General features: G+C 72.2%; 27 protein-coding genes. 13 read left to right on the top strand and 14 right to left on the bottom strand.

Annotation, left to right across the window (positions count from 1 at the left end; genetic code table 11):
* Positions 1–110 precede the first annotated feature (110 nt).
* Both ASE20_RS02410 and ASE20_RS02405 read right to left on the bottom strand, forming a co-directional pair.
* Positions 111–542 (bottom strand): CBS domain-containing protein, encoded by a 432-nt coding sequence (locus ASE20_RS02410; RefSeq protein WP_056892907.1) that lies wholly within the window; start codon positions 540–542, stop codon positions 111–113.
* 10 nt (positions 543–552) lie between these two features.
* Entirely contained in the window at positions 553–1,458 is a 906-nt protein-coding gene (locus tag ASE20_RS02405) for an inositol monophosphatase family protein (RefSeq protein WP_056892906.1), read from the bottom strand.
* 60 nt (positions 1,459–1,518) lie between these two features.
* Between ASE20_RS02405 and ASE20_RS02400 the strand changes: the two genes are divergently transcribed.
* Positions 1,519–1,968, top strand: a complete 450-nt coding sequence (locus tag ASE20_RS02400) for a DUF2231 domain-containing protein (RefSeq protein WP_056892905.1) — start codon at positions 1,519–1,521, stop codon at positions 1,966–1,968.
* A gap of 5 nt (positions 1,969–1,973) precedes the next feature.
* Here the strand turns inward: ASE20_RS02400 and rsgA are convergent, their stop codons facing one another.
* From rsgA to ASE20_RS02385, 3 genes are read right to left on the bottom strand one after another with little or no spacing between them, the layout of a single operon-like run.
* Positions 1,974–2,975: a ribosome small subunit-dependent GTPase A gene (gene rsgA, locus ASE20_RS02395; RefSeq protein WP_056892904.1), complete on the bottom strand. Its 1,002-nt coding sequence runs from the start codon at positions 2,973–2,975 to the stop codon at positions 1,974–1,976.
* Positions 2,976–2,988: 13 nt separating this feature from the next.
* The gene (gene aroA, locus ASE20_RS02390; RefSeq protein WP_056892903.1) at positions 2,989–4,272 is read right to left on the bottom strand and encodes a 3-phosphoshikimate 1-carboxyvinyltransferase; all 1,284 of its coding nucleotides are present in this window, start codon (positions 4,270–4,272) and stop codon (positions 2,989–2,991) included.
* Positions 4,273–4,285: 13 nt separating this feature from the next.
* A complete protein-coding gene (locus ASE20_RS02385) occupies positions 4,286–4,798 on the bottom strand; it encodes a DoxX family membrane protein (RefSeq protein ID WP_056892902.1) in 513 nt (170 codons plus the stop codon).
* A gap of 50 nt (positions 4,799–4,848) precedes the next feature.
* On the opposite strand from ASE20_RS02385, the gene ASE20_RS02380 reads away from it, so the two are divergent.
* From ASE20_RS02380 to ASE20_RS02360, 5 genes are all read left to right on the top strand, one after another.
* Positions 4,849–5,658, top strand: a complete 810-nt coding sequence (locus ASE20_RS02380) for an SOS response-associated peptidase (protein ID WP_056892901.1) — start codon at positions 4,849–4,851, stop codon at positions 5,656–5,658.
* On the top strand, positions 5,655–6,311 hold the full coding sequence (locus ASE20_RS02375; protein ID WP_056892900.1) for an alpha/beta family hydrolase: 657 nt from the start codon (positions 5,655–5,657) through the stop codon (positions 6,309–6,311). Before ASE20_RS02380 ends, ASE20_RS02375 begins: the two co-directional genes overlap by 4 nt.
* A gap of 72 nt (positions 6,312–6,383) precedes the next feature.
* Positions 6,384–7,040 (top strand): sigma-70 family RNA polymerase sigma factor, encoded by a 657-nt coding sequence (locus ASE20_RS02370; protein WP_056893088.1) that lies wholly within the window; start codon positions 6,384–6,386, stop codon positions 7,038–7,040.
* Positions 7,040–7,342 (top strand): mycothiol system anti-sigma-R factor, encoded by a 303-nt coding sequence (gene rsrA / locus ASE20_RS02365; RefSeq protein ID WP_056892899.1) that lies wholly within the window; start codon positions 7,040–7,042, stop codon positions 7,340–7,342. Before ASE20_RS02370 ends, rsrA begins: the two co-directional genes overlap by 1 nt.
* A 39-nt stretch (positions 7,343–7,381) precedes the next feature.
* On the top strand, positions 7,382–8,221 hold the full coding sequence (locus ASE20_RS02360; protein WP_056892898.1) for an oxidoreductase: 840 nt from the start codon (positions 7,382–7,384) through the stop codon (positions 8,219–8,221).
* A 273-nt stretch (positions 8,222–8,494) separates the two neighbouring features.
* Here ASE20_RS02360 and ASE20_RS25975 read toward each other — a convergent pair whose 3' ends face one another.
* Positions 8,495–8,569, bottom strand: coding sequence for a 50S ribosomal protein bL37 (locus tag ASE20_RS25975; RefSeq protein ID WP_370249596.1), 75 nt, complete (start codon positions 8,567–8,569; stop codon positions 8,495–8,497).
* A 163-nt stretch (positions 8,570–8,732) separates the two neighbouring features.
* Here ASE20_RS25975 and ASE20_RS02355 point away from each other — a divergent pair, with 163 nt between their 5' ends.
* Positions 8,733–12,629: a beta strand repeat-containing protein gene (locus ASE20_RS02355; RefSeq protein ID WP_157538377.1), complete on the top strand. Its 3,897-nt coding sequence runs from the start codon at positions 8,733–8,735 to the stop codon at positions 12,627–12,629.
* A gap of 21 nt (positions 12,630–12,650) precedes the next feature.
* On the opposite strand, the gene ASE20_RS02350 is transcribed toward ASE20_RS02355, so the two are convergent.
* The 3 genes from ASE20_RS02350 to ASE20_RS02340 form a co-directional block, all read right to left on the bottom strand.
* Positions 12,651–13,031, bottom strand: a complete 381-nt coding sequence (locus tag ASE20_RS02350; RefSeq protein ID WP_056892896.1) for a thioesterase family protein — start codon at positions 13,029–13,031, stop codon at positions 12,651–12,653.
* Between the two features lie 30 nt (positions 13,032–13,061).
* A complete protein-coding gene (locus tag ASE20_RS02345; RefSeq protein ID WP_056892895.1) occupies positions 13,062–14,756 on the bottom strand; it encodes an acetolactate synthase in 1,695 nt (564 codons plus the stop codon).
* A 173-nt stretch (positions 14,757–14,929) separates the two neighbouring features.
* Positions 14,930–15,769, bottom strand: a complete 840-nt coding sequence (locus ASE20_RS02340; RefSeq protein ID WP_225869009.1) for a DUF2785 domain-containing protein — start codon at positions 15,767–15,769, stop codon at positions 14,930–14,932.
* A gap of 137 nt (positions 15,770–15,906) precedes the next feature.
* Here ASE20_RS02340 and ASE20_RS02335 point away from each other — a divergent pair, with 137 nt between their 5' ends.
* Complete coding sequence (locus ASE20_RS02335) at positions 15,907–17,385, top strand: sensor histidine kinase (protein ID WP_056892893.1); 1,479 nt, start codon at positions 15,907–15,909, stop codon at positions 17,383–17,385.
* 32 nt (positions 17,386–17,417) lie between these two features.
* Here ASE20_RS02335 and ASE20_RS02330 read toward each other — a convergent pair whose 3' ends face one another.
* Complete coding sequence (locus ASE20_RS02330; RefSeq protein WP_028655649.1) at positions 17,418–17,672, bottom strand: WhiB family transcriptional regulator; 255 nt, start codon at positions 17,670–17,672, stop codon at positions 17,418–17,420.
* A gap of 197 nt (positions 17,673–17,869) precedes the next feature.
* On the opposite strand from ASE20_RS02330, the gene ASE20_RS02325 reads away from it, so the two are divergent.
* Entirely contained in the window at positions 17,870–18,295 is a 426-nt protein-coding gene (locus ASE20_RS02325; protein ID WP_056892892.1) for a hypothetical protein, read from the top strand.
* Here ASE20_RS02325 and ASE20_RS02320 read toward each other — a convergent pair.
* From ASE20_RS02320 to sodN, 4 genes are all read right to left on the bottom strand, one after another.
* Positions 18,271–19,044: an RNA polymerase sigma factor SigF gene (locus tag ASE20_RS02320; RefSeq protein WP_225869008.1), complete on the bottom strand. Its 774-nt coding sequence runs from the start codon at positions 19,042–19,044 to the stop codon at positions 18,271–18,273. The two genes, ASE20_RS02325 and ASE20_RS02320, sit on opposite strands and share 25 nt — an antisense overlap.
* 32 nt (positions 19,045–19,076) lie before the next feature.
* Positions 19,077–19,493 carry a hypothetical protein gene (locus tag ASE20_RS02315; RefSeq protein ID WP_056892890.1) on the bottom strand — a complete coding sequence of 139 codons (417 nt, stop codon included), beginning with the start codon at positions 19,491–19,493 and terminating at the stop codon, positions 19,077–19,079.
* A gap of 120 nt (positions 19,494–19,613) precedes the next feature.
* Entirely contained in the window at positions 19,614–20,390 is a 777-nt protein-coding gene (locus tag ASE20_RS02310) for a hypothetical protein (protein ID WP_056892889.1), read from the bottom strand.
* A gap of 269 nt (positions 20,391–20,659) precedes the next feature.
* Entirely contained in the window at positions 20,660–21,070 is a 411-nt protein-coding gene (gene sodN / locus ASE20_RS02305) for a superoxide dismutase, Ni (RefSeq protein WP_056892888.1), read from the bottom strand.
* A 67-nt stretch (positions 21,071–21,137) separates the two neighbouring features.
* Between sodN and sodX the strand changes: the two genes are divergently transcribed.
* The 4 genes from sodX to ASE20_RS02285 all read left to right on the top strand — a co-directional run bounded on the left by sodX (position 21,138) and on the right by ASE20_RS02285 (position 25,498).
* Positions 21,138–21,485, top strand: a complete 348-nt coding sequence (gene sodX / locus ASE20_RS02300) for a nickel-type superoxide dismutase maturation protease (RefSeq protein WP_056892887.1) — start codon at positions 21,138–21,140, stop codon at positions 21,483–21,485.
* A gap of 153 nt (positions 21,486–21,638) precedes the next feature.
* Complete coding sequence (locus ASE20_RS02295) at positions 21,639–22,754, top strand: NADP-dependent malic enzyme (RefSeq protein ID WP_082612107.1); 1,116 nt, start codon at positions 21,639–21,641, stop codon at positions 22,752–22,754.
* A 60-nt stretch (positions 22,755–22,814) separates the two neighbouring features.
* Complete coding sequence (locus ASE20_RS02290; RefSeq protein WP_056892885.1) at positions 22,815–23,789, top strand: zinc-binding dehydrogenase; 975 nt, start codon at positions 22,815–22,817, stop codon at positions 23,787–23,789.
* Positions 23,790–24,016: 227 nt separating this feature from the next.
* A complete protein-coding gene (locus ASE20_RS02285) occupies positions 24,017–25,498 on the top strand; it encodes an MDR family MFS transporter (RefSeq protein WP_082612072.1) in 1,482 nt (493 codons plus the stop codon).
* Positions 25,499–25,593: the final 95 nt, after the last annotated feature.

Raw genomic sequence — 25,593 nt, 5'->3', positions numbered from 1 at the left:
CCACCCTGGTGGGTCTCGATACGCGCGTCGCGGCTTCGTTCCTCAGCCGTGGCGCTACTCGACCTCAGCCCGGTCTGCGCCGCTGCTCGTGCCTCGCAGCGTCGCAGGGGCTATGACTGGTGCACGTAGGAGTCGAGCTGGTCGCGCTCGAACTCCAGCTGGTCGATCTTGTGCTTCACCAGGTCGCCGATGCTCACGATGCCGACCACGCGACCCTCGCTGGCGGCGGGGATGTGGCGGAAGCGGCCCTCGGTCATCACCTGGAGCACCTCGTCGAGGTCGTCCTCGGGGGAGCAGGTGCGCACGTCGGAGGTCATGATCGCGGAGACCACGTTGTTGATGACCGTGCCGTCGTGGTGGAGGGTGCGCACGACGTCGCGCTCGGAGACGATGCCGTCGAGCGTCGTACCGTCGCCGCTGACCACCACCGCCCCGATGTTGTGCTCCGCGAGGGCGGCGAGCAGCTCGCGCACCCCGGCGTCCGGGCGGATGGTCACCACGTCCTTGAGGGACTTCGACTGGAGCACGTCACTGATGCGCATGTGACGCAGGCTACTCGGAGCCGGGGGCCCCGTCACTGGTCTCGTCGGTGGACCGCCGCCGCGAGCGCAGGTCGGACACGCTGCCGGGGCCGGTGCGCGGCCAGTCCGGGTCGTCGTCGCCGCCGTCCATGCTGCCCAGGAAGGACAGCGCCGCCTCGTGCAGGTGGCCGTTGCTGGCCAGCGCGTTGCCACCCCACGGTCCGTCCCGGCCGTCGAGGGAGGTGAACCGTCCGCCCGCCTCGCGCACGATCACGTCGAGCGCGGCCATGTCGTAGACCTCGAGCTCCGGCTCGGCGGCCAGGTCGACGGCGCCCTCGGCGAGCAGCATGTAGGACCAGAAGTCGCCGTAGGCGCGGGTGCGCCACACCCGCCGCATCAGCGCCAGCAGGTCCTCGCCGATGCCCCGGTCCTCCCAGCCGCTGATGGAGGAGTACGAGAACGAGGCGTCCTCGAGGCGTCGTACGTCCGACACCCGGCACGGTGTCGCCTTCATGAGCGACTTGCCGGTCCACGCGCCCTGGCCGGTCGAGGCCCACCAGCGCCGCTGCAGCGCGGGGGCGGACACGACGCCGAGCACCACCTCGTCGTCGACGACGAGGGAGATCAGCGTCGCCCACACCGGGACGCCGCGGACGAAGTTCTTGGTGCCGTCGATCGGGTCGACGATCCAGCGCCGCTGCGAGTGGCCGGAGGTGCCCTGCTCCTCGCCGGTGACGGCGTCACGGCTGCGCGCCTTGGAGAGGGTACGGCGGATCGACGCCTCGACCGCCTGGTCGGCATCGGTCACGGGGGTCAGGTCCGGCTTGCTCATCACGTGCAGGTCGATGGCGCGGAACCGGGCCTGGGTCAGCGAGTCCGCGTCGTCGGCGAGCAGGTGCGCCAGACGCAGGTCGTCGGTGTAGTCGGGTGCGGCCACAGGGGCACCCTAGCCGTGTCCTTGCTGGTGCCGGTTGGCGCGGTAGTGCAGTCTTCAACCATGGAGATCAACGGGGTCCCACTGCATCCGCTCGTGGTCCACGCCGCCGTGGTGTTCACACCGCTCGCGTCCCTCGCCGCCCTGGTCTACTGCGTCCCGTCGTGGCGCGACCGCCTGCGCTGGCCACTGGTCGTGCTCGCCGCGATCTCGCTGGTCAGCATCTGGGTCGCCTTCCTGTCGGGCGAGGACCTCCGTGACGAGCAGTTCACGGGCGTGGTCGAGCCGCTCGCCGGCAAGATCGAGGACCACGAGGAATGGGCCGAGAAGCTCCGCATCGGCGTCACGGTCTTCGCTGTGGTGGCCTTCGTGGCGGCGTGGTTCCACACCCGCACCGGCGCCGTCCGCGTCGCCCTCGGTGCCCTGACCGCGCTCGCGGCCGTGGCGACCCTGGTGCTGGTCTACCTGACGGGCGACGCCGGCGCGCAGGCGACCTGGAACCCGGCGGGCTGACAGGCTCAGTAGTCGGTCACCGACCGCGCGGCCAGCAGTCGCCGGAAGGAAGCGACCCGCTCCGGGTCCGCCGCACCCTCGGCGACCGCCTCGTCGAGCCCGCACTCGGGCTCGTCCTCGCCGTGGGTGCACCCGCGCGGGCAGTCCTCGGTCATCTCGTCGAGGTCGGGGAACGCCTCGATCAGGTGCTCGGGCTGGACGTGCGCGAGTCCGAACGACCGGATGCCGGGGGTGTCGATGATCCAGCCGTCGCCGTCCCCGAGCGGCAGCATCAACGCCGACGTCGACGTGTGCCGGCCCTGACCGGTCACCGCGTTCACGTGGCCGGTCTCGCGCCGCGCGTCGGGCACCAGCGCGTTGACGAGCGTCGACTTGCCCACGCCGCTGTGGCCGATCAGCACGCTGGTCTCGCCGCGCAGCCGGTCGTGCAGCGCGTCCAGGCCGATGATCGTGCGGTCGGCGTCGCGGCGGGTGACCTCCCACGGCACCCCCAGCGACCGGTACGTCGACAACAGGGTCTCGGGGTCCTCCAGGTCCGCCTTCGTGAGGCAGAGCAGGGGCGTCATCCCGGCGTCGTACGCCGCGACCAGGGCACGGTCGATCCACCGCGGCCGCGGCTCGGGGTCGGCCAGGGCGGTGACGATCACCAGTTGGGTCACGTTGGCGACGATCACGCGCTCGATCGGGTCGTCGTCGTCAGCGGTACGACGCAGCGTGCTGCTGCGCTCCTGGACCTCCACGATGCGCGCGAGCGAGCCGTCGGCTCCCGACACGTCGCCGACCACGCGCACGCGGTCGCCCACGACGACGCCCTTGCGGCCGAGTGGGCGGGCCTTCATGGCGGTCACGGTGCGGCCGTCGATCAGCAGCGTGAACCGGCCGCGGTCGACGGTGATGACGAGGCCCTCGACGGCGTCGTCGTGGGCGGGCCGGTCCTTCGTCCGGGGACGGGTGCGACGACGCGGACGCTCGTAGTGCTCGACGTCGTTCTCGTCGTAGCGACCCATCAGGCGTGACCTCTCAGAACAGACCGGACCAGAAGTCCGCGAAGTCGGGGAAGGTCTTGCTGGTGGTGGCGACGTTCTCGACGAGGACGCCCGGGACGGCCGCTCCGACGATGACGCCGGCGTGGGCCATGCGGTGGTCGGCGTAGGTGTGGAAGACGCCGGGGGAGAGAGGGGCGGGCCGGATCGTCAGGCCGTCGGGATGCTCGTCGACGTCGGCGCCGAGGGCGCTCAGCTCGGTCGCGAGGGCGGCCAGGCGGTCGGTCTCGTGGCCGCGGATGTGGGCGATGCCGCTCAGGTGGGACGGCGTCTGCGCCAGGGCGCACAGCGCGGCGACCGCCGGTGCCAGCTCGCCGACGTCGTGCAGGTCGGCCTGCAGGCCCTGCAGCCCGCGCCAGCCGTCGGCGGGGCCGATGACCCGCAGGCCCTCGGCGACGCGCTCGACGGTGCAGCCCATCTGCGCCAGCAGGTCGCGCAGTGCGTCGCCGGCCTGCGTGGTGGCGGTCGGCCAGTCGCGGACCGTCACCGAGCCGCCGGACACCGCGGCGAGGGCGAGGAAGGGCGCGGCGTTGGAGAGGTCGGGCTCGATCGCCTCGTCGTACGCCTTCACCGGTCCGGGCGCGACCACCCAGCGGTCGGCCTCGGAGTCGTCGACCGCGACACCGCGGTCGCGGAGCATCGCGATCGTCATCTCGATGTGGGGGAGCGAGGGGATCGGCTCCCCGTCGTGGCGCACGTCGACCCCGGCCTCGAAGCGCGCGCCCGCCAGGAGCAGGGCGGACACGAACTGCGAGGACGCCGACGCGTCGATGACCACCGTGCCGCCGGCGACCGTGCCGGTGCCCGCGATGGTGAACGGGAGCGCGTCACCGTCCGAGACCGGTACGCCGAGCCCGCGCAGCGCCGTCAGGATCTCGCCCACCGGCCGCTTGCGCATGTGCTCGTCGCCGTCGAAGGCGACGTCGCCGGCCACCAGCCCGGTGATGGGCGGCACGAAGCGCATCACGGTCCCGGCCAGGCCGCAGTCCACGTCGGCGCGGCCGCCGGGAACGGTCCCGTCGAGCGGCACGACCGCCCAGTCCTCGCCGCTGGTGTCGACCGAGGCGCCCAGTGCTGTGAGCGCCTGTGCCATGAGCAGGGTGTCGCGCGAGCGCAGCGCACGTCGTACGACGGACGGGCCGTCGGCGATCGCGGCCAGCACCAGCGCGCGGTTGGTGAGCGACTTGCTGCCCGGCAGGCTGACCGTGCGGTCGACGGGGGAGCTGACGGTGGGCGCGGGCCAGGGATCAGGAGTGCTCATCTCCCGCGTGAGTCTAGTGAACGCGCGCCTTGACCTTGGTGCCGAGGAGCGCCGCCTCACGCCGGGCGTCGTGCGCCGCGTGCTGGGCGCGCCACGCCAGGCCCGGACGACCGGCCGTGTCGAGGGCCGCGATCAGCAGCCCCCCGGCGAGCGAGGCGTTCTTGGCGAAGTGCACGAGCTGCGCCTTCCGCTCCTCCGGCGTGGCCGCCTCCCAGAACCGGTGGTGCGCCGCCGTCGAGGGGACCAGGGTCGCCCCGAGGACGGCCGCGGAGAGCCGCGGCGCCTTGCCGGTCGCCAGGGCCGCACCGGCGGCCAGCTGGAGTGCCCCACTGATCCGCACCCAGGTGGTCGGGTCCTGCGGGACGTGCAGACCTTCCGGCGTCGCGTTGTCGACCGCAGGGGCCAGCACCTCGGTCACCGGTGCGGCCTCCTTGGCCCGCGCGGGGGCGTCCTTGAGGTCCTGCACGCCGTTCGCGAGGAAGTAGGAGGCGAGGAGGGGCCGGGCGAGGAGTCTGCTCAGAGCCATGACCGTGCGGTACCCGGGGTGCGTCGGCGCAGTCATCTAGATTGGCGGGCATGTGCGGTCGCTATGCCTCGAGCCGGAGTCCGGAGGACATCGCCGAGGAGTTCGAGGTGCTCGATCCACGCCTGGAGCGGGCGATCGCGCCGTCGTGGAATGTCGCCCCGACCGACGAGGTGTACGCCGTCATGGAGCGTGTTCCGCGCACCGACGACGATCCCGACCGCACCGGCGACCCCGTGCGCCAGCTCCGCGCGCTGCGCTGGGGACTGGTGCCGTCGTGGGCCAAGGACGAGAAGATCGGCAGCCGGATGATCAACGCGCGGATGGAGACGGTCGCCGAGAAGCCGGCGTTCCGCAAGGCGTTCGCGTCGCGGCGGTGCATCGTGCCGGCCGACGGCTACTTCGAGTGGTACGAGACCGACCGCAAGGGCGCCAAGGGGCTGGGCTCGAAGAAGGGGCGGGTCAAGCAGCCCTTCTTCATCACCCCGGAGGACGGCTCGATCCTCGCCATGGCCGGGCTCTACGAGATCTGGCGCGACCGGTCGGTCCCGGAGGACGCCGAGGGCGCCTTCCGCTGGACCTGCACCGTGCTGACCACGGAGGCGACCGACGACCTCGGCCGGATCCACGACCGGATGCCCCTGCTGGTGGGCCGCGACCGCCGCTCGGAGTGGCTGGACCCAAGGCACACGGTGGCGGACCTCCCGGCGCTGCTGACCCCGGCCCAGCAGGCGGGGCTGACGGCGTACCCGGTCTCGGCGGCGGTGGGCAACGTGGCCAACAACGGGCCGGAGCTGGTCGAGCCGCTGCCCCTCGAGGGCGACCTGCCCGACGAGGACGACGCCCAGGGAACACTCCTGTGACCGACGAGCGCCTCGTCCCCACCGAGTACGGCGAGGGCCGGCTCGTGGTGCGCAGGGCCCGCAAGCCGCTCGCCACCCTCCTGCTCAGCCACGGCGCGGGAGGGGGCATCGAGGCGCGCGACCTCGCCGCCCTCGCCGCCGCCCTGCCCGGCCAGGGCATCACCGTCGCGCTCTTCGAGCAGCCGTGGCGCCGTGCCGGCAAGAAGGTCGCCAGCGCGCCGCCGACCCTCGACGTCGGCCTGCGCGCCGCGGCCGGCTCGCTGCGGACCCGTTCGCCGCTGGTCGTCGGCGGCCGGTCCGCCGGTGCCCGCTCGGCCGCGCGCACGGCCCTCGAGCTCGACGCCTGCGGCTGCCTCGCGCTGTCCTTCCCGCTGCACCCGCCCGGCAAGCCGGAGCGGTCGCGCCTCGACGAGCTCGCCGGCGCGGGCGTGCCGACCCTGGTCGTGCAGGGGGAGCGGGACCCGTTCGGACGGCCCGAGGAGTTCCCGGACCCGCTGCCGGGGCGGACCGACCTGGCCGTCGTACCGGGGGCGGACCACGGGCTCGCGGTCCCCAAGCGGGGCCCCGTGAGCGAGGACGAGGCGATGGCGATCGTGGTCGAGTCGACGCTCGAGTGGATCGTGCGGGAGATCGTGGGGAATGGGAGTGCCTGACCCGGCGTTCTTGCTTCCATGATCGCGACGATGGAACGCCCGAGCGCGGCGGACGCCGTACGCTGGGACGCGATGACCGAGATCTCCGACCTGTCCGACCTCGACTCCCTGGGGGAGCCCGAGGTGGTTGACGTCGCCACCGAGTCCCCCGAGGACCGCGCCGCCCGCTTCGAGCGGGACGCGCTGCCGTACCTCGACCAGCTGTACGGCGCCGCGATGCGGATGACCCGCAACCCGGCCGACGCCGAGGACCTGGTGCAGGAGACCTTCGCCAAGGCGTTCTCCGCCTTCCACCAGTTCAAGCCCGGCACCAACCTCAAGGCCTGGCTGTACCGCATCCTGACCAACACCTTCATCAACAACTACCGGAAGAAGCAGCGCCAGCCGCAGCAGTCGTTCGCGGGCGACACCGGTGACGTGGAGGACTGGCAGCTCGCGCGGGCCGAGTCGCACACCTCGACGGGCCTGAAGTCCGCCGAGATGGAGGCGCTCGAGCACCTGCCCGACAGCCAGGTCAAGGACGCGCTGCAGCGGCTCCCGGAGGAGTTCCGTCTCGCGGTCTACCTCGCCGACGTCGAGGGATTCGCCTACAAGGAGATCGCCGAGATCATGGACACGCCGATCGGGACGGTCATGTCCCGCCTGCACCGCGGTCGCCGTCAGCTGCGCGACATGCTCTCCGACTACGTCCGTACGGGTGGCGACGCGCCGCTCGAGGGAGGCCAGTGATGTCCACGCACACCGAGGGACACGAGGGCCACGGGCACGTCCACGACGACCCGAGCAATGCCGACTGTGCGGACTTCCTCGAGCGGATCGTCCGGCTGATCGACAACGAGCTCGAGGCGGGCGACTGTGCCGTCGTGCGCGCCCACATCGACTCGTGCAGCCCCTGCCTGGAGCGCTACGACCTCCAGCGCACCGTGAAGGCCGTCGTGGCCCGCTCGTGCGGCGAGACCGCGCCCGAGGAGCTGCGCGCCAAGGTGCGCATCCAGATCCAGCAGATCCAGGTGCAGATCAGCGAGGGCTGAGCCTCCTGCCGCACCGTCGGCCTCTGTCATGATCGCGGCATGACGAACACACGGGGGACCGTCCTGATCACCGGCTGCTCCTCCGGGATCGGCGCCGCGACCGCGCAGCGCCTGGCCGCCAACGGCTGGGACGTGTGGGCCAGCGCCCGCCGTCCCGAGACCCTCGCGGACCTCGCCGCGGCCGGCTGCCGCACCGTCGCCCTCGACGTCACCGACGAGGCGTCCATGACGGGCGCGGTCGACGCCGTCCTCGCCGGCTCCGGCCGGATCGACGCCCTGGTCAACAACGCCGGCTACTCCCAGTCCGGCGCGCTCGAGTCGCTCGACGTCGACGACGTACGTCGCCAGTTCGAGACCAACGTCTTCGGGCTGCTCCGCCTCACCCAGCTGGTGCTGCCGACGATGCGCGAGCAGCGCTCCGGCCGGATCGTCAACATCGGCTCCATGGGCGGCAAGCTCACCTTCCCCGGCGGCGGCGCCTACCACGCGACGAAGTACGCCGTGGAGGCCCTCTCCGACGCGCTGCGCTTCGAGGTCTCCGGCTTCGGCATCAAGGTGGTCCTGATCGAGCCCGGCCTGATCACCACGAACTTCGAGGCCGCCGTCGCGGCTGGCATGCCGACCGGCGAGGGCCCGTACGCCGCCTTCAACGCGCAGGTCCAGTCCGCCACCTCCGAGGCCTACGGCGGCCCGATGGCCCGCTTCGGCGGTCCGCCCGAGGCGGTCGCGAAGGTGATCGAGAAGGCGCTGACCAAGGGCCACCCGAAGCCGCGCTACACCGTCACGGTCTCCGCGCCGGCCGCGATGGTGACCCGCAAGGTGCTGGGGGACCGGGGCTGGGACCTGGCGATGCGCGCGCAGTTCCCGCGCCCGGAGTGACCCTTCGTTGGTCGAGTAGGGCGAGCCCCTGGGCGAGCCCGTATCGAGACCCTTCGTTGGTCGAGTAGCCCGAGCCCCTGGGCGAGGGCGTATCGAGACCACCTCACCCGGGTCTCGATACGCGCGTCGCGGCCTCGTTCCTCGGTCGCGGCGCTCCTCGACCTCCCCGGCTGATCCTCGCCGGACCTCGTTCCTCGGTCCTGCGAGGGCCGGTGAAAAAGCGACGAACCCCCGGACCGTGGGTCGGGGGGTTCGGGCGAACGCTGAGCGGACTCAGCTGTTCGGGCGCTTGCCGTGGTTCGCGCCCTTCTTGCGGCGCGCGCGGCGCTTGCGTCCGGTCTTGCCCATGGTTCCTCCTCGGATAGATCGACCCAGTCTCTCAGGTCCCCGGGCAGTGCGGAAAATCGGCCCGACTGATGACGGTTCACCGAAAGCGCCGTGACGGACGTCACCTCGGTGCTACGGTCGCGCGGACTGCTCCCTTCTCGGGACGACCCCACCGAGGCTCACCATGTCGGTACGTTCCTCGCGCGCTGCGCAGACCCCCGCTCCCCGCCACCGTCAGCAGCGCCCGCAGGGCTCGCGCCGCCGTCGTACGACGGTGCTCGCCGCGGCCGCGCTCGCGTTCAGCACCTCGCTCGGCAGCGTGCTCGCGGCCTCGCCGGCCCGAGCGGCCGGACCCTGGTACATCGCCAACGGCGGCAACAACGGCGCCAGCTGCCTGAGCGCCGCGACCCCGTGCGCGACGATCGCCGGCGTGCTCGCGAAGCCGGCGTTCGTGGCCGGCGACACGATCAGCGTCGCGCAGGGCACCTACGCCGACCGGCCGCTGGTGAACAAGGCCGTGAAGATCATCGGCGCCGGCACCGGCGCCACCTTCGTCGGCAGTGCCAGCACCTCGGTGGGCTGGGCGATGGCCGTCCAGGCGACCGGCAACGTCGAGCTGCAGAACCTCACGCTCACGGGCGGCAACTACCAGACCGGTGGTGCGCTGCCGATCTTCGGAGGCGCGGTCCGGGCGACCGACGTGCGGATCGTCGACAGCAGGTCGTCGGCCGGTGGCGCGGTCATCCTGTGGCCGGCCGCGGGCGTCTCGCTCACCATGACCCGCGGCGAGATCAGCGGCAACCGGGCGACGGCGACCGCCGCCAACCTCGGCTGGGGCGGCGGCGTCTACGTCGGCGCCGGTACGACGCTGACGCTCGACGGCACCAACGTCCACGACAACGTCGCGGACGGCAACGGCAAGGCGTACGGGCTCGGTGGCGCGATCGTCAACCTCGGCACCACGATCGTCCGCAACACCACCTTCCGCGACAACGACGCGGTCGGCCCGGGCGGCACCAGCATCGGTGGCGCGGTCTACCACAACGGCGCGGGCCTGACGCTCGACAACGACGACTTCGTCTCCAACTCCGCCGGCGTCGGTGGCGCGCTCGCCACCAACCAGCCGGCGACCGTGACGAACCTCGACTTCGACGGCAACACCGCCCTCGCGGCGGGCGCGATCTACCCCGGTGCGAGCTTCTCGCTCACCGGCGGCCTGATCACGGGCAACACCGCCACGTCGAACTTCGGCGGCGCGGTGTACGCCGCGGCGACCGCCACCGCGCCGACCACCCTGACCCTGGCCGAGGTCGAGATGACCGGCAACAGCGCGCCGACCAACGGCGGTGCCGTCTCGACGACGGCCAACGTCACCACGACGATCCGTGCGAGCAAGATCGCGGGCAACAGCTCGCAGACCGGCGCGGGGATCTCCAACGCGGGTGCGCTGACCCTGCGGGACTCCGAGCTGACGGGCAACGCGGCGTCGTACCAGGGCGGCGGCCTGACCAACGGGTCGACCGTCGCGGCCGACACCCCCACGGCCACCGTGATCGACACGCTCGTGTCCCACAACTCCGCCGGCTTCCTCGGCGGCGGCCTCCAGAACCTCACGAAGGGCACGCTGAGCGTCACCGGCGGCCACGTCGACGACAACTCGGCGGTCGCGGGGGGCGGCGTGATCCTCGGCGACGCGTCCACCGCGACGATCACCCGGGCGTCGGTGTCGGGCAACACCGCCACCTCGCTCGGCGGCGGTGGCATCTTCAGCTCCGGCAACCTGACCCTCGACCGGGCGACGCTCGACGGCAACCGGGCGCTCGGCAACAGCGGCCTCGGCGGCGCGGTCTACAGCGGCTCCAACACGGCGAACTCGAGCGTCTCGCTGCAGGTCGGCGCGAGCACCCTCTCCAACAACCAGGGGTACGGCGGCTCCGCCGTCCTCGTGTACTCCAACGCCAGCGGCGCGACCAACACCGCGAGCATCGACCGCAGCACGATCACCGGCAACACCAGCGTCTCCCAGTACGGCGCCATCGAGCAGGTGGGCCGGCCGGTGACGATCACCAGCAGCACGATCACGAACAACACCGCGGCCGCCGGCGGCGCGGGTGCCCTGGTGGCGGTCGCCCCGGCGGGCGGCGGGATCAGCAACACCGTCCTCGCCGGCAACGGCCCGGTGGCCTGCATCGGTGCAGTCGTCAACAACGGCGGCAACCACGCCGGTCCCGGCAACACCGGGTGCGGCGTGGCGGCCTCGACGGACCCGCAGCTCGGTGCGCTCGCTGCCAACGGCGGCCCGACGAGGACCCAGCTGCCCTCGGCCAGCAGCCCGCTGCTCGACCGGCTGACCTGCGGCGCCGGCACCGACCAGCGCGGCACGACCCGTCCGCAGGGCGCCAGGTGCGACGTCGGTGCGGTCGAGCGCGAGCAGGTCGCCCCGACCGTCTCCGGTCCCGACCACGTCGACCTCACCGTCGCCAGCCCGGCCGACCCGGCGGCGACGGTCACCACGACCGGGTCCCCGCAGCCGACCCTGGCCGCGACCGGCGTCCCCGCGGGCCTCACCTTCACCGACAATGGCGACGGCACCGGCAAGCTGACCGGTACGCCGGCGGTAGGCACCGGCGGCGTCCACACGGTCACGGTCACCGCGACCAACGAGGCCGGCTCCGCGACCAAGGACATCGAGGTCGAGGTCGCCGAGGCGCCGAAGCTGAGCGGCCCGACCGCGTCGACGTACACCGTCGGGCAGCCCGGCGGTCCGGACGTCTTCGAGCAGACCGGAGGCCACCCGGTCGCCAGCGTCTCGACCAGCAGCACGCTGCCGGACGGCGTGGACCTCACGGACAACGGCGACGGCACCGGTACCCTTTCCGGCACCCCGGCGCCGACCACCGGCGGTCAGTACGCGATCACCGTCAAGGGCAGCAACGGCACCGGCCCGGACGCCACCTGGCCGTTCGCGCTGACCGTCAACGAGGCGCCGTCCATCGACGCCCCGGCGACCGCCACCGCCACCGTCGGCACCCCGGGCTCGATCGACCTCGAGGTCGGCGGCTTCCCGGCGCCCACCGTCTCGGCGAGCGGCCTCCCGGCCGGCCTGTCCGTTCAGGGCGCCCACGTCACCGGTGCGCCGGCCGACGGCACCGGCGGTGTCCACCACGTCACCTTCACCGCGGCCAACGGCGTCGGCGACGACGCGACCGACACGACCACGCTGACGGTGAACGAGGCCGCCTCGGTCGCCGGCCCCGCCGCCGTCCGCTTCGTGTCCGGGCGCAACGGTGAGTTCACCTACGCCGCCGACGGCTTCCCGGTCGCCGCGCTCAGCGTCACCGGCTCCCTGCCGGCCGGCGTCACCTTCGCCGACAACGGCGACGGCACCGCCACGCTGTCGGGCACGCCCGCCACGGTCGGCGACCACACGGTCACCGTCCGGGCCGACAACGGCATCGGTACCGCCGCCACGCTCGAGGTCCACATCGAGGTGGCGCCGCCGGTGACCATCACGACCACCACGCTGGCCGACGCCGCCGTGGGCACGGCCTACGACGTGCCGCTCGCGATCACGGGTGGCGAGGCGCCGTACACCTTCTCGCTGGCCGCGGGATCGCTCCCGGCCGGCCTGCAGCTGACCGCGGACGGCCGGATCACCGGCACCCCGACGGGCAGCCCGGCGACCGCGACCTTCACCGTGAAGGTCACCGACGGCGGCAGCCCGCTGTCCAGCGACACCCAGGAGCTGACCCTCACGGTCGGCAAGGGCGCCACCACGCTCCTCGGCGGACCGGTCGTGGTCGTGGGCAACGTGCTCCTGGGCGACCTGACCGCGGTGCTGACGGGCGGTTACCCGGGCGGGCCGGTCGCGGGCGCGACGGTCACCTTCCGGGTGACCAACCAGGTCCTCGGCGACCCGGTCCTGTGCACCGCGGTCACCGACGCCAACGGCCTCGCGCGCTGCAAGCCGACCCTCGCGGGCATCACGCTGATCCTGCTCGCGCCGTCGGTCAAGATGAGCTACGCCGGCAGCGCGCAGTGGCAGCCGTCCGCCACCGTGGTGGCGAAGAAGCTGGGCTAGCTCGGGACGAACCGGGCGGGGTCACCCGAGTCGGGACAGGAAGCGCTCCGCATCCACCACGACCCGGGTGACCTCGCCGGAACCGACCAGCTTGCCGGCCCGGTCGTCGGGGCCGACCGCGCGGGCGGAGACGGCGTAGCGACGCAGCCGGCCGTCGGCGTACACCTGCCGGGCGGTGACCTCGACGGTGCCGCCGACGGCAGTGGCCGCGAGGTGCTCGAGGTCGATGCGCGTCCCGACGCTGGTCTCGCCGTCGCCCAGCTCGGGCGCGACGGCGGCGCAGGTGGCCGCCTCGCACCACGCGAGCAGCCGCGGCGTGCCGAGCACGGGAAGGCTGCCGGAGCCGAGCGCGGCCGCGGTGTCGTCGTCGGTCACGGTGAAGCGCACGGTCGCCTCGCCCACGTCAGCCGCCTCGGTGGATGTCGTTCGGCATCAGATACCGAAGGTGCTGCGCGGGTAGGGCGCGTTGACGTCGGTGATCACGTTGACCAGGTACGGCGCGTTCGCCGCGAACCCGCGGTCCAGCGCGGCCCCGATCTGGCGCGGGTCGGTGACCGTCTCGCCGGCGCCACCGAGGGCGGAGACCACCTGGTCGTAGGCCGTGCGCGGGGCGAGGTCGGCGGCCACGTCGTAGCCGTAGAGCATCTGCATGGGGCCCTTCTCCAGACCCCACGCGGAGTTGTTGCCCATCACCATCACGACGGGCAGGTCGTGGCGGACCAGGGTGTCGACGTCCATCAGCGAGAACCCGGCCGCGCCGTCGCCGAGCAGGAGCACGACCTGCGCCGAGGGACGCGCGATCCGGGCGGCGACCGCCGCGCCGAGGCCGGCGCCCAGGCAGCCGTAGGGCCCGGGGTCGAGCCAACAGCCGGGGCGCTTCGGCTCGACGAACTTGCCGGCGAACGAGACGAAGTCGCCGCCGTCACCGATCACGACCGCGTCGTCGGCCAGCCGGGGGACCAGCTCGCCGTAGATCCGGGCCGGGTGGATCGGGTCGGCCTCGGCGCCCAGGAGCTCGGCGTCACGGGCACTCGCGGCGGCCACGGTGTCCTGCAGCGAGGTGATCCAGTCGGTGCGGTTCGGCTGGTCGGCGCCGGCCAGCGCCTCGAGCAGCCCGTCGAGGACGAGGGTCAGGTCGCCGGCCACCGAGCCGGCGAGGGTCGCATGGCCCGACAGCTGCCCGGCGCTGTCGGCGATGTGGACGACGGCAGCTGGCTCGCCCCCGTCCTTGCCCCCGAACACGCCGTACCCGAGCCGGAAGTCGAGCGGGGTGCCCACCACGACGACCAGGTCGGCGCCGCCGAGGGCCGCGCCGCGTGCCTTGGTCACCAGCAGCGGGTGCCCGCCGGGGACGACGCCGCGGCCCATGCCGTTGGTGATCGCGGGCAGCCGCATCTCCTCGACCAGGCGCAGCGCCGCCGCCTCCGCGTGGTCGGCCCACACGTCGGTGCCGAGCACCAGCACCGGCCGCTCGGCCCGTGCGATCAATGCGGCGATCCGCGCCACCGCGTCGGTGTCGGGCTCCGCGCCGCGCAGGGCACCGATGCTCGGCACGACGCCGGAGCCCACGTTGAAGAACTCGTCCATCGGTACGTCGACGTAGGTCGGCCCGCGGTGCGAGGACCGCGCCTCGCTGAACGCCGTGTGGAAGCCGGCCGCCACGTCGTCGGCCCTCATCAGGGTCGCCGCGTGCTTGGTCACCGGGGCGACGATCGGCAGGTGGTCGATCTCCTGGAGCGCGCCGGTGCCCCAGCGGTTGTTGGGCGCCCGGCCGCCGACCACGACCATGGGGGAGCCGGCGAACCGCGCCTGGGCCATCGCGCTCACCCCGTTGGTGACACCCGGCCCCGCGGTCAGCACCGCCAGCCCGGGGACCCGGGTCAGCTTGCCGGTCGCCTCCGCCGCGAATGCGGCGGTCTGCTCGTGGCGCACGTCGACCAGCCGTACGGGCATGTCGCCGGCCTGCTGGGACTTGACGGCGCCGTCGTACATCGGGAACACGTGGGCGCCCGACAGCGTGAACATCGTCTCGACGCCGTGGGCCCGCGCGACGGCGACCGCGAGCTCCCCGGCGTGGCCGGTCAGGGTGCCGTCAGCGGTGTCGTCCGGGGGAGTGGTGGAGGTCACGTCCGCACCCTAGCCTCCCGGCGGGGCTGGCTCCGGCCGAGGAGAGTTTCACCGGCCGGCCGGTGAAACTCACGCTGGGACGATGAAACTTCGTCGTCCAAGCGTGAGTTTCGTCGTCCAAGTACGACAGTTTCACCGGCCGGCCGGTGAAACTCCTGCCACTGCAGATTTGCTCAGGCGAGGAAGGCGGGGTGCACCCGGCGCAAGGAGGCGACGAGCGTGAGCAGCAGGTCGGGGCGGATCGCGGGGTGTCGCGGGGAGATCGTCAGCTGCAGGTAGAGCGCGCGGAGCACGGCCTGCGCGTTGCCGGTCGTGGCGTAGGGGTCGACCCCCGCGGGCGTGCGCACGCGCGCGCCGTTCTCGAGGCGTCGTACCCAGGGCTCGACGACGGACAGCGGCACGCGGTCGCGCCGCAGCACCTCCATCACGGCGTGCGCGATGCGGTCGGGCTCACCGTGCAGCAGCACCGGGGTGGCGGGGTCGAGGACCCGGTCGGCGATGACGTCGAGCACGACGGTCAGCTCCGTCGCGCCGAAGTACGGCGAGCGGGCCAGCGCACCGAGCGCGTCGGCGCCGTTGGCGGCGGCGTGCGCCCAGCCCTTGCTCGCGACGAAGCCGCGCAGGTCGCGCTCGCGGACGTACCAGGCCATCAACCGGTCGCCCCACTGCAGCAGCCGGCTCGGCGGTTGACGGCGGACCCGGGTGTCGCGGTCGATGCACTCGGCGAGGACCAGTGCGGAGAAGCTGCGGCGGAACACCGTGTCGGTGTCCTGCTCGCCGATGCCGACGTCGAGCCCGGCGCACATCCCGTCGCCCAGCCCGGCGAGCAGGTCGTCGTAGACGCCGTGCTCGATCCAGGTGGCGAGGAACGGGTAGGCCAGGCCGTCGCGGACCTCCGGGTCCGGGTCGCCCAGCATCCGGGTGAGGTCCGCCGTCAGGTCGGACAGCCGGTGCTCGGCCGGAGGCGTGCGTTCGCCGTTGCGGAGGCCGAACTGCAGGCGTGACCAATCCACCGACGCCATCAAGAAAAACCCCTCACGGACCAGCCCGACCTGAATCCCCCCACGGAAACCTGCCACAGAAAGCTCCAGACGTCATTGTGCCAAAGGGGGTGAAGCGCCTCGACGACAGGTCGGTTACGTTTGCGGACGTGCCCTCCCTGTCCGCCATCGCGCGGCGCCACACCGATCTCTCCCCGGGCGACATCGCGTGGCTCCAGCTGCTCCAGGCCGACTGGCAGGTGATCGCCGACCTGTCCTTCGCCGACCTCGTCCTGTGGCTCCCGGACCGCGAGGGGAGCGGTTTCTGGGCGGGGGACCAGATGCGGCCCACGACCGGCCCGACGGCCTACGTCGACGACGTCACGGGCACCTTCCTCCCGACCGGCCGGAGGGCGCTGGTCGACTCCGCCTACGAGCATGGCCGGATCGCCCGGGAGGGCGACCCCGAGTGGCGTGACGACGTGCCGGTGCGGGTCGAGGCCATCCCGGTGCGCCACGAGGGCCGGGTGATCGCGGTCGTCAGCCGCAACACGAACCTGCTCGGCGTCCGTACCCCCAGCCTGCTCGAGATCAACTACCTCCAGGCCGCCTCCGACCTCGCCAACATGATCGCGACCGGCCTGTTCCCCAGCAGCGGCCAGCGCAGCGACCACGCCGACTCGCCCCGCGTGGGCGACGGCTTCCTGCGCGTCGACCGCGAGGGCCGGGTCGTCTACGCCAGCCCGAACGGCCTCTCCGTGTTCCGCAAGCTCGGCCTGACCGGCGACCTCACCGGTCACCGGCTCACCGACCTGACCCGCGAGCTGGTGCCGCCCAAGAAGCGCCCCGACGAGGAGACCCTGAGCGCGGTCCTCGGCGGCCGGGCGCACCGCGACACCGAGCTCGGCGCGTCCAGCGGTCCCGGCGACGGCGTCTCGCTGATCGTCCGGTCGATCCCGCTGCGTCCCCAGGGCGAGCACATCGGCGGCATCATCCTGCTCCGTGACGTCACCGACCTGCGCCGGCGCGACCGCGAGCTGGTCACCAAGGACGCCACCATCCGCGAGATCCACCACCGGGTGAAGAACAACCTGCAGACCGTCGCCGCGCTGCTCCGTCTCCAGGCCCGCCGGATCGGTTCGCCGGAGGCGGCGTCGGCGCTCGAGGAGGCGGTACGACGCGTCGGCTCCATCGCCGTGGTCCACGACATCCTCAGCCAGGCGGTCGAGGAGACCGTCGCGTTCGACGACATCGCCGACCGGCTGCTCCGGCTGGTGACCGACGTCGGCTCCACGACCGCGCAGGTCGCCGTACGACGTGAGGGCAGCTTCGGCGTGCTGACCTCCGAGGTCGCGACGCCGCTGGCCATGGTCGTCATGGAGCTGATGCAGAACGCGGCCGAGCACGGCTACGACGGCGGTGCCACCGGCGAGATCGTGCTGCAGGCCGCGCGGCACGGCGCGATCCTCGAGGTCGCCGTCGAGGACGACGGCAAGGGCTTGCCCGAGGGCTTCGACATCGAGGGCGCGACCAGCCTGGGGCTCTCGATCGTGCGCACCCTCGTGGAGTCCGAGCTCGGCGGTCACCTGACGCTCGGGCACGCCCCTGACGGGGGCACCCGGGCAGGCTTCACCATCCCCGTGGAGTGAGTCCCCGGGTCAGCCGCGTGCGCGGCCGCGGCTCACACTGGCTGGCGGACGCGGGCCCGGGCGTTGCGGCGCTTCAGCGCGCGGCGCTCGTCCTCGCTGAGCCCACCCCAGACACCGTGGTCCTGCCCCGCCTCGAGCGCCCACGCGAGGCACTGCTCGCGCACGTCGCAGCGTCGGCAGACCGCCTTGGCCTCCTCGATCTGGAGGATGGCCGGGCCGGTGTTGCCGATCGGGAAGAACAGCTCCGGATCCTCGTCGAGGCATGCGGAACGGTGTCGCCAATCCATGGGTGGAGATGCTCGCTTTCCATACGTACCGGGGCCCGGTCAGAGGGCACACGTGAAACCGCAAAAGTGAACGGCTTCACGATCGCTCCCGCAAGAGTTCCAAGGATTCGTTCACGAATCAAGCAATTCAGGTGGTTCGATGGGTCACAAAACTCCCGGCGCCGGCTGGGGAGCCCCCGCGGATAGGGTGGGCGACCGTGACCCAGGGACCCGTCGGCACGTCGTCGCCCAACCCGCCGCCGCTCACCGCGGCCGCTTCGCTCGTCGCCGTGCAGGGCATCGTCCTGCTGTTCCTGGCAGTGATGGAGACGGCCAACCTCGCCGACGAGCGGCGCTCACTGGGCCTGTCGACGACCTTCTTCTTCGCCGCCTACGGCGTGGTGCTGCTCGCCGCCGCGTGGGGCCTGCGCCGTCGCTCGTCCTGGGCGCGCGGACCGGCGCTGATCACCCAGCTGATCATGCTCGGGCTCGCCTGGAACATCCGCGAGCACGTCGCCGTCGCGATCGTGCTCGTGATCTGCGCGGGCATCGTGCTGGCCGGGATGCTGCACCCCGACACGCTGCACGCCCTCGACCGCGACCCCACGGCCGGCGACGATCAGGCCTCGGACTCCAGCGACTGACGCAGCTGCTCGAGCGTGCGGCTGAGCAGCCGCGAGACGTGCATCTGCGAGACGCCGATCTCCTCGGCGATCTGCGACTGGGTCATGTTCTTGAAGAACCGCAGCAGCAGGATCTTCTTCTCCCGCGGCGGGAGGTTCTCGAGCAGCGGCTTGACCGACTCGCGGATCTCGACGTGCTCGAGGGCCTCGTCGTCGACGCCCATCGCGTCGAGCATGCTCTGCCCGGCACCGCCGTCGGAGTCGTCGTCGGTGGCGTCGAGGGAGAGCGTGGAGTAGGCGTTGCTCGACTCCAGGCCCTCGACGATCTCCTCGACCGAGCAGCCGATGGCCTCGGCGAGCTCGCGGGCCGTGGGGGAGCGGCCCAGGCTCTGGGTGAGCTCCGCGGTGGTGGCGCTGATCTGCATGCGCAGCTCCTGCAGCCGCCGCGGCACCCGGATCGCCCAGCCCTTGTCGCGGAAGTAGCGCTTGATCTCGCCGATGATCGTCGGGGTCGCGTACGTCGAGAACTCGACCCCGCGCTCGGTGTCGAACCGGTCGACGGACTTGATCAGGCCGATCGTGCCGACCTGGACCAGGTCCTCGTAGGGCTCGCCACGGTTGCGGAAGCGCCGGGCGCAGTGCTCGACGAGCGGCAGGTGCAGGTGGACGAGGCTGTCGCGCGCGGTGTCGCGCTCGGCCTGGGACGCCAACTCGTCGCGGAACACCACGAAGAGCTCGGCGCTGCGGCGGCGGGTCTGCTCGATCGACACCGACCGCCGATCGTCCCGAGAACGGTCGATGGTCATGACTCGAGCGAGGACCGGACCGTCAGGCGCACGGCGTAGTGGCCGGGGGCTGAGTCGATGGCAGCCTCGGCGGCGAGGGTCGCCAGGACCTGCCAGCCGAAGCTCTCGTAGTCGGGGGCGGCGGGCTCCTGGGCGACGGCGCCGATCGTGATGGCCAGCTCACCGGGCAGGAGGCGGAAGCGGCAGTCGAGCACGGTCCCCTCGTCGGCCTCGTCGAGGACCATCGCGGCCGCCTCCGAGACGGCGATGCGCAGGTCCTCGATGTCGTCGAGGGTGAAGTCGAGGCGGGCGGCCAGCCCCGCGGTGAGGGTGCGCAGCACCGAGGCGTATGCGCCGTCGGCGGGCAGCCGCAGCTCGACCTCCGCGGGATCGGTCGTGGCCGGGCCGGCCGCGGGGACGCTCGTCTCGGACATGCCGCTCCTCCGAGTGAAGTGGGGACCTGAACTCGGGGTGAGCCTAGGGCATGGCCTTCTCGGGGACGACGAACGGCCGCGCCCCGTGCGGGGCGCGGCCGTCCGTCGTACCGGTGCGGGTCAGGGCAGCAGGCCGCCGAGACCGAGCAGGTCGAGCAGGTCGCCGAGACCGGTCTCGTCGAGCACGTCGCCGAGGCCCAGGCCGTCGAGCAGCTGGCCGAGCAGGTCGTCGAGGCCCAGGGCGCTGAGGACCTGGTCGACGATCGTGAGCAGCGTGGCCGGGTCGGGCGCGGTGCCGGTGGAGATCAGGTCGCACAGCGGCTGGGCCTGCGGGGCGCTGCTGCACAGCAGGGCGAGCGGGCTGGCGGTGCTGCCGCTCGGGATCAGGCTGGCCAGGGTGTCGCAGATCGGCTGCGGGATGCCGGCGTCGCACAGGGCCTGCACCGGGCTCGCGGTCGGACCCGCGGGGACGGCCTTGCAGTCCTCGTAGCGCTTCCGGGCGGTGGCGCGGGCGGAGGCGGCCTTCCGCTGCGCGGCCTTGGCCTTGGCGTAGGTCCGCTTGGTCTTGGCGACGTTCCGCTTCGCCTTGGCGACCTTGGCCTTCTTGGCCTTCTTCGCCTTCTTGCCCTTGGCCTTGTGGGCGGCGGCCTTCTTGAGCGCCTTGTTGGCCTTCTGGACCGCGGTGCGGGCCTTCTGGTAGGCGCGGTGCCGCTTGGCGTAGGTGGCCTGCGACTGGCCGTACGCAGCCTGCTGGCTGCTGCAGTTGGCGGTGGCGGGGGCGGCAGCGACCGCGGTCTCCGCGGCCGGCGCCGCGTTGGCCGGGACGCCGACGGACGTCAGGGTGAGGCCCAGGCCGACGGCCAGGGTGAGGACGAGCTTGATCAGGGCGCGATGCATCGCGGGGTGTCTCCCTCCGGTTGGCCCCGGGCGTCAGGGGATGAGCCCGGGTACGTGAGGGGTCGATCGGCGGGGATGCCCGAAATGACAGGAACCGCGCACCCCGAGGGGTGCGCGGCTCCCGAAAAGAGGACGAAGGTCCTGCCTCAGGCCTTCTTCGTCTGCGCTCGCTTCGCTCGCGCGACTTCAGGCGTTCGCCGCGAGCCAGCGAGCTCGCACCTTGGCGCGTGACGAGAATCCGTCACGCAGGCGAGCTCGCTGGCTCCGGCTCACTTCTTCGTCTCCCAGAAGATCTCGGCGATCTCGTCGATCTTCGCGAGCAGCTGGTCGGCCACGGCGGCGTCGAGCGTGCCCTTGGTGCCGGCGGCACCGGCGAGCTTGGTCGCCTCGTTGACCAGCGTGTGGAGCTGCGGGTACTTCTCGAAGTGCGGGGGCTTGAAGTAGTCGGTCCACAGCACCCACAGGTGGTGCTTGACCAGCTCGGAGCGCTGCTCCTTGATCAGGACCGCGCGCGTGCGGAAGTCCGGGTCGTCGCTGTCGGCGACCTTCGCGATGACGGCCTTGATCGACTCGGCCTCGATGCGGGCCTGGGCCGGGTCGTAGACACCACAGGGCAGGTCGCAGTGGGCGGAGACCTCGATCGACGGGGCGACGAGCTTGCGGGTGAGACGCGAGAACATGTGGTCCTCTCCTCTGTTTCGGCTTGTGTCACGGGGAATCGAACTGCTGACTGCGACACTACTCGGCATGGAACCCGAGGCAACGGGAGGTCGGCACGCGGACCACCCGTCGGTACGACGCCGGGTCGGCCTCGCCGTCGTACGGGGGGACTCGATGCGGCCCACGCTGCGTCCCGGGGACCGGCTGCTGGTCGCCTACGGCGCCCGCGTCCGACCGGGTCGGGTCGTGGTCGCGCGCTTCCCGGACGGCACCGCGGTGGTGAAGCGGGCGGCCGAGGCACGGGGGGAGCGGTGGTGGCTGCTCGGCGACAACCCGGAGCAGGGCGTGGACTCCCGCCACCGCGGGGCGATCGCCGCCGAGGACGTCCTCGGAGTGGCCTGGGCGCGGCTCTGGCCGCGTCCTCGGGTGCTCTGACCTCCCGGCAGGACACCCTGTGACCTGTGTCATCCGGACTGCGGACGGTGGCAGGTCGGCGGTGTGGGAGCATTGCTCTTCGTGGCTGCTGACCTTCCTACCCCGCACCCGCGCGCTGGCGAGCCGGTGTTCGACCTGCACCTCGGCGGGAAGATGGCGACCGTACCCACGGCCGACGTCAGCACCAAGGACCAGCTCTCGCTCGCGTACACCCCCGGCGTCGCCGAGGTGTGCGAGGCGATCGCAGCGGATCCCGAGCTGACCCGCCACTACACGTGGGTCCCCAACACGGTCGCCATCGTCACCGACGGCACCGCCGTGCTCGGCCTGGGCGACATCGGCCCCGCCGCCGCGATGCCGGTCATGGAGGGCAAGGCCGTCCTGTTCAAGCAGTTCGGCGGCGTCGACGGCATCCCGATCTGCCTGGCGACGACCGACGTCGAGGAGATCATCGAGACCGTCGTGCGGCTGGCGCCGAGCTTCGGTGGCATCAACCTCGAGGACATCTCGGCCCCGCGCTGCTTCGAGATCGAGGACCGCCTCAAGGAGGCCCTCGACATCCCCGTCTTCCACGACGACCAGCACGGCACCGCCGTGGTGACCCTCGCGGCCCTCGTCAACGCGCTCAAGCTCACCGGTCGCACCGCCGAGTCGACCCGCGTGGTCATCTCCGGCGCCGGCGCCGCGGGCGTGGCGATCGCCAAGATCCTGCTCGCCGCGGGCGTCAAGGACATCGCGGTCACCGACCGCAAGGGCGTCGTCAGCTCCGACCGCACCGACCTCACCGCGTCGAAGAAGGCGCTCGCCGAGCTCACCGCAGACCTGTGTGGCCGCCGCGGCACGCTGGCCGAGGCGTTCGACGGCGCCGACGTCTACATCGGTGTCTCCGGCGGCACGGTCCCGGAGGAGGTCGTCGCGACGATGGCCGACGACGCGATCATCTTCGCGATGGCGAACCCGAACCCCGAGGTGCACCCGGAGGTGGCCCACCGCCACGCCCGGGTCGTCGCGACCGGCCGGTCGGACTTCCCCAACCAGATCAACAACGTGCTGGCCTTCCCGGGCATCTTCCGGGGTGCCTTCGACGTCCACGCCAGCTCGATCACCGAGAACATGAAGGTGGCCGCCGCGGACGCGCTGGCCGCCCTCGTCGGCGACGACCTCGCCGAGGACTTCGTGATCCCGTCGCCGTTCGACCCGCGGGTCGGTCCGGCGGTCGCCGCGGCAGTGGCCGAGGCCGCGCGCCGCGACGGCGTCGCCCGCGCCTGACGGGGTCCGTACCCCGAACGGGGGTGCCGGGGTGACCGGCGGCCTCGATAGGTTGAGTCCGTGTTCGCCGTCTACGCAGACTCCTTCGCCAGCTCCGCCGACGACCCGCTGACCGGCCTCGTGCTGGGGGAACGGCCCGACCCGGTCGCCCCCGACGGCTGGACGACCGTGACCGTCAAGGCCGCCTCGCTGAACCACCACGACCTCTGGTCGCTGCGCGGCGTGGGCCTCAAGGCCGAGGCGCTGCCGATGATCCTGGGCTGCGACGCCGCCGGGTACGACGAGGACGGCAACGAGGTCGTCGTCCACGCGGTCGTGTCCGACCCGGCGTGGACCGGTGACGAGACCTTCGACCCGCGCCGGTCGCTGCTCTCCGAGCGGCACCAGGGCACGCTGGCCGACCAGGTGATCGTGCCCCGCCGCAATGTCGTCCCGAAGCCCGCGTCGATGTCCTTCGAGGAGGCGGCCTGCCTCCCGACGGCCTGGCTGACGGCGTACCGGATGCTGTTCACCCAAGGTGGCCTCAAGGCGGGCGACACCGTCCTGGTGCAGGGCGCCGGCGGCGGCGTGGCGACCGCGCTGATCACGCTCGCACGGGCCGGCGGCCTGCGGGTGCTCGCCACCAGCCGTGACGAGGCCAAGCGCGCCAAGGCGCTCGAGCTCGGCGCGCACGAGGTGTTCGAGTCCGGTGCGCGGCTGCCGATCAAGGTCGACGCGGTCATGGAGACCGTCGGCCGGGCGACCTGGTCGCACTCCATCCGGGCGCTGCGCCCCGGCGGCAAGATCGTCATCTCCGGCACGACGTCCGGCCCGAACCTCGACGACGCCGAGCTGACCCGGATCTTCTTCCTCCAGCTCAGCGTCATCGGCTCGACGATGGGCACCCGCGACGAGCTCGCGTCCCTGGTCACGATGCTCGACGCGACCGGCGCCCGGCCGGTGATCGACCGCGTGCTGCCGATGACCGAGGCGCGCGACGGCTTCGCGGCCATGGCCTCCGGCGACGTGTTCGGGAAGATCGTCTTCACCCGCTGATCCCCACCTGCTCCCGTCGATTTAACCGTTGGCGGGAATGACTGTCGGTGCTGGACGATTGACTCCTGTCAGTGTCCCGGGGCGGACCGATGATTTTTCTGCCCCGGACATGTCGAAACGGTGTCGGCTCGTTCGTGGAACTGGTGAAGCGGCGGCCGCCCGACTCGATCCGGCGTCACCCTGGTCGGCCACCGCTGGACCACGCCAACCAACCGATAGGACCTCTCATGACTGCGCCCACCGGGCCCACCGAGACCGGCGACATCGCCGACTTCGAGCAGGAGTTCAGCAGCGCGGGGACCCCGGGCCGCACTCCGCTCGTGATCAAGCTCCTGGTCGCGGCGACCTTCGTCGTGATCCTCAACGAGACCACCCTGGTCAACGCCGTCCCGACGCTGATGTCGGACTTCAAGATCACCGAGAGCACCGCCCAGTGGGCGCTGACGGTCTTCATGCTGACCATGGCTGCCGTCATCCCGGTCACGGGGTGGTTCCTCCAGCGGGTGACCACGCGCACGGCGTACGCCACCGCGATGATCACCTTCAGCACCGGAACCCTGATCGCGGCCATTGCGCCGACGTTCGGCTTCCTGCTCGTCGGCCGGGTCGTCCAGGCCGGCGGTACGGCGGTCATGATGCCGCTGCTGATGACCACGCTGATGACGGTGGTCGCCGCCCAGGACCGCGGTCGTGTCATGGGCCAGGTCACGCTGGCGATGTCCTGCGCCCCGGCGATGGGCCCGGCCGTGTCCGGTGTCCTGCTCGAGCTCGGCTCGTGGCGGTTCATCTTCGTCGCGGTGCTGCCCATCGCGATCCTGGTCGGCCTGTTCGGCTTCCGCCAGCTCGAGAACGTCGGTGAGACCACCAGCAGCCCGGTCAGCTGGACCAGCGTCGTGCTCGCCGCCGGCGGCTTCAGCAGCTTCGTCTTCGGGCTCAGCAAGGTCGGCAACGCCGAGTGGCCGCTGCCGACCGCCCTGATCGGCGGTGGCGTGGTCCTGATCGCCGCCTTCGCCGTGCTGCAGCTGCGTCTCCAGCGCCTCGAGCGCCCGCTGATGGACCTGCGCACCCTGCGCCACCGCAACTACACCGTGTCGCTCGTGCTGATGTCGGCCGGCTTCATGGCCTTCCTCGGCTCGATGATCCTGCTGCCGCTCTACCTGCAGAACCTCCGGGGCCTCACTGAGCTGCAGACCGGTCTCCTGGTCATGCCCGGTGGTCTGGCGATGGGCCTGCTCGGCCCGCAGGTCGGCAAGGCCTACGACCGGATCGGCGCCCGCCCGCTCGTCATCCCGGGCGCGGTGGCGATGGTCGCGCTGCTCTTCGGCATGAGCCGCATCGGCGTGGACACGCCCTATGCCGCGATCCTGGCGCTCCACGTTGCGCTGATGGTCAGCCTGGCGATGATCTTCACGCCCGTGTTCACCATCGGCCTCGGTGACCTGTCGCCGCAGCTGTACTCGCACGGCAGCTCGCTGCTCGGGACGCTCCAGCAGGTCTCCGGCGCGATCGGCACTGCGCTGCTGGTCGTGATCATGACCAACCGCACGGAGAGCCTGGCCGCGGACGGCGTCAACGACGCCGACGCCTTCATGGGCGGCCTCCAGTGGGCCTTCTTCGCCGGTGCGGTGATCGGCGTCGTGGTGATCGCGATGGCGCTGCTGCTGCCGTCGAAGGCGAACGCGCCCGAGGGGGCGCACGGCGGCCACTGAGCTGCCCTGTCGCCAGGTGCAGGAATCCCCGCTCCGGCGGGGATTCCTGCGGTTGTTGACGGTTGCAACGGCCGACAACCGCAGGAATGCGTCAC

The organism is Nocardioides sp. Root240 (genome assembly GCF_001428825.1).
In the GTDB taxonomy this organism is placed as follows: Bacteria; Actinomycetota; Actinomycetes; order Propionibacteriales; family Nocardioidaceae; genus Nocardioides.
This window is presented reverse-complemented; position numbering and strand designations above follow the sequence as displayed.